This is a genomic window from Kitasatospora sp. NPDC059088 (assembly GCF_042738155.1).
Taxonomy (GTDB): domain Bacteria; phylum Actinomycetota; class Actinomycetes; order Streptomycetales; family Streptomycetaceae; genus Kitasatospora.
This window is the reverse complement of record NZ_JBHYGR010000037.1, coordinates 68276-71218: the sequence shown is the minus strand read 5'-3', so window position 1 is coordinate 71218 and position 2943 is coordinate 68276. Positions and strand designations below refer to the sequence as shown.

The 2943-nt window shown below is 66.6% G+C and carries 3 protein-coding genes; all 3 read left to right on the top strand.

Annotated features, from left to right (window positions below):
* Positions 1-545 precede the first annotated feature (545 nt).
* The 3 genes from ACFWXO_RS18810 (at position 546) to ACFWXO_RS18800 (ending at position 2502) form a co-directional block, all read left to right on the top strand.
* Entirely contained in the window at positions 546-770 is a 225-nt protein-coding gene (locus ACFWXO_RS18810) for a hypothetical protein (RefSeq protein ID WP_380524965.1), read from the top strand.
* A gap of 564 nt (positions 771-1334) precedes the next feature.
* Positions 1335-1850 carry a transposase family protein gene (locus ACFWXO_RS18805; RefSeq protein WP_380524964.1) on the top strand — a complete coding sequence of 172 codons (516 nt, stop codon included), beginning with the start codon at positions 1335-1337 and terminating at the stop codon, positions 1848-1850.
* Positions 1738-2502, top strand: a complete 765-nt coding sequence (locus ACFWXO_RS18800) for an ISAs1 family transposase (RefSeq protein ID WP_380524963.1) — start codon at positions 1738-1740, stop codon at positions 2500-2502. The genes ACFWXO_RS18805 and ACFWXO_RS18800 overlap by 113 nt, the downstream gene beginning before the upstream one ends.
* Positions 2503-2943: the final 441 nt, after the last annotated feature.

Here is a 2943-nt window from a genome sequence, read left to right as displayed (position 1 = left end):
CTGTCCTCGCTCGCTTCCTCGGGGCGCCCGCGGTCGCCGCTCGCGAGCCCCCGCCCCCCCGCCCCGTCGGCGAGAGTCGTTCAGAGGATCATCGGTCCCATGAGCACGCGACCCCGCACGCGACGATGGCGCAGGACCGCAGGCGAGGACGGTGAGCGCTGTCGACGGCGTGGCGGGCGAGCGCGGTGCAGGCGAACCCGCACGCGCCGGTGATGCTAGTGGCCGACAGGCCTTGGGCGAGCTGCTTGGGTCGGCGGTTGCTCTTGGGGCGCGATTTTCACGATGGCGCCTCCTGGGCGGGGCTCTCAAGGCGCCGGGGAGGGCCGCCCAGTCTACGAGTCGACTTACAAGGGGAAGACTCGGAAAATGGCGGCAACCGCAGGTGACAATGGATTCATCGTGAGTGCGGGCACAAGGGGAACTGGAGCATGAAAAACGGGTCTTGGGGGAATTAAATCCGCATCCTTGCAGATTATGGATGCTATCCACTGTGGCTTACTTGTGAGAATTCTGGCAATCTTTCTCCAGGTGACCCGGAGCTCGGATTGACTCCTGATCTCATCGACAACCTGAATGCCTGGTCGGCGCGATTCGATGAGACCCTTTGCAGCGACGACCCGGCGTCATCCGGCTTCCCGTCGAAGGAATCCGAGGAAGATTTCTATGAAACTGGCTATGCACTCGCCGGACAGCTGGCGAAAGAGCTAGGACACGGTTGGATTGTAATGTACTTTGATGGCCGACTCGGCCACGATGTGCAGATTTCATAAATCAGCTCATTCCTGACAGTTAGCGGCGGAGCAATTGAGGCCGCTGCAGCGTCACCGGCGGACGGAACCTGCAGGCCAGGCAGGGCTTCGGCGAAGTCGCAGGATGTCCGATTCATAAGGATATGGCCTCAAGAGATGAGAGGCATTCACGGGTACGGACGTCCAGCCCGAGACCCAGCCTTACGGCAGCTCCAAGCTGTCGATCAGTTGCGCCTGGGGATCCCACGCTGCCGGGCGTTCGCTCACCGATCCACGCCAAGGGCAGCCAGCCTCGATCCATGCAGCTCGCGCGGCCATGACCCCTGCATTCGAGGCGTCCTCGTAGCCGAACTCGATGAAGCAGCAGCTGCAGATTGCGAACGACGGCGTCAGTCCGTCTGGACCCCAGGGGGCGAATCCTTGATCGAGCCCGCACACGGGGCCATGTGCTCCTGGCCTCGGTGTCCTCGTCACAGGCTGATGCTACGCGCCGCCGGACCCGCTCGCTGACGGTTGCCGGGGTGAGGCAGGCACGGCTTCCAAGATCATGGAGTTCTCTACGCCCCGTGATCCAAGTGGAAGACCGTGCCTGTCGATGCATCATCTCTGATCTCGCCTACCCTTGACCAGCTCCGCGAGCAACCCGAGGTTGCTCTTGCCGAGGTTCCGGGGCTGCTGGAGCGGCTGGCCGCGGTGCCGGACCCCCGTGATCCGCGCGGGGTGCGACACACGTTGGCCGCCGTGCTCGCGCTGACCGCGTGCGCCGTGTTGGCCGGGGCGACCTCGCTTCTGGCGGTGGGCGAATGGATCGCCGACGCCCCAGCCCAGGTGCTGGAGCACCTCGGCGTCCGCCCCGATCCGCTGATGCCCGAACGGCTCCTGCCTGCCGAATCGACGGTCCGCCGGCTGCTGGCCCACATCGACGCCGACGCACTCGATCGGGCCGTCGGCCGCTGGCTCGCAGACCGCCGACCTGCGCGGCCTGGCGGTGGATGGCAAGAGCCTGCGCGGCGCCGCCAAGGCCCATGGCCGCAAGATCCACCTCCTCGCCGCGATGGAGCACACCACCGGCCTGATCCTGGCCCAATTGGACGTCGGTGAGAAGACGAACGAGATCAACCGCTTCCAGCCGCTGCTGGACACCGTCGCCGACGTTGCCGGCCTGGTCGTCACCAGCGACGCGATGCACACCCAGCACGAGCACGCCGAGTACCTCCTCGGTCGACGCGCCCACTACGTCGTGATCGTTAAGGACAACCAGAAGAACCTTCGCAAGCAGCTCAAGTCCCTTCCCTGGAAGCACATCCCGCTCCAGGGCCGCACCAAGGACAGCGGCCACGGACGCTCCGAGATCCGCCGGATCAAGGCCGCCACGGTGAACAACCTGCTGTTCCCCGGCGCCCGGCAGGCCATCCAGATCAAGCGTCGCCGCACCGACCGCAAGACGGGCAGGATCACCATCAAGACCATCTACGTCGTCACCAGCCTCACCACCAAACAGGCCACCCCGGCCCATCTCGCGAGGCTGATCCGCGACCACTGGATCATCGAGGTCCTGCACCACGTCCGGGACACCACGTTCGCGGAGGACGCCTCCCAGCTGCGGACCGGTAGTGCGCCACGCGCGATGGCGACATTGCGCAACTTGGCCATCGGCGCCGTGAAGCGGACCGGCGTCGCGAACATCGCCGCCGCCCTCCGCCGTAACGCCCGCGACCCGCAGGGACCACTCGGACTCCTCGGACTCGCGTGATCACAAACCGGACATCACCCGACTACGCCGAAGCCCTGGCAGGCCAGGCTCGCTGCCAAGGAGCTCGCCGAGGCCAACGGACACGCGTTCGAGAAGCGCGCCTTGCGGCAAGGCGAGTCCCCGAGTGCAACGTTCGGCTATGCCCGGCCGGTTCACAGTTGATCCACACAGACGCCCGGCTGGGATAGTCCCAGCCGGGCGCTGGCGACGCAGCCCCATACCCCGGGCACCCGGGCCATGTGCCGCGTCCTTTCGGGGCGGTGGCTCCGGTGTACTCGGCAATCCTCCGCGGTTCCTGTGCGCAAGTCCGTGACAGGACCCGTACCAGTGAGCGGGCAGAGTCCCGGGGTTCGCGATGCCGCAGGCAGCTCGGGTACGGCGGAGCCCCCCCCCCCCCCCGCCCTGGGGGGGGGGGGGCGCCCCGCACCCGAGGGTGGGGTC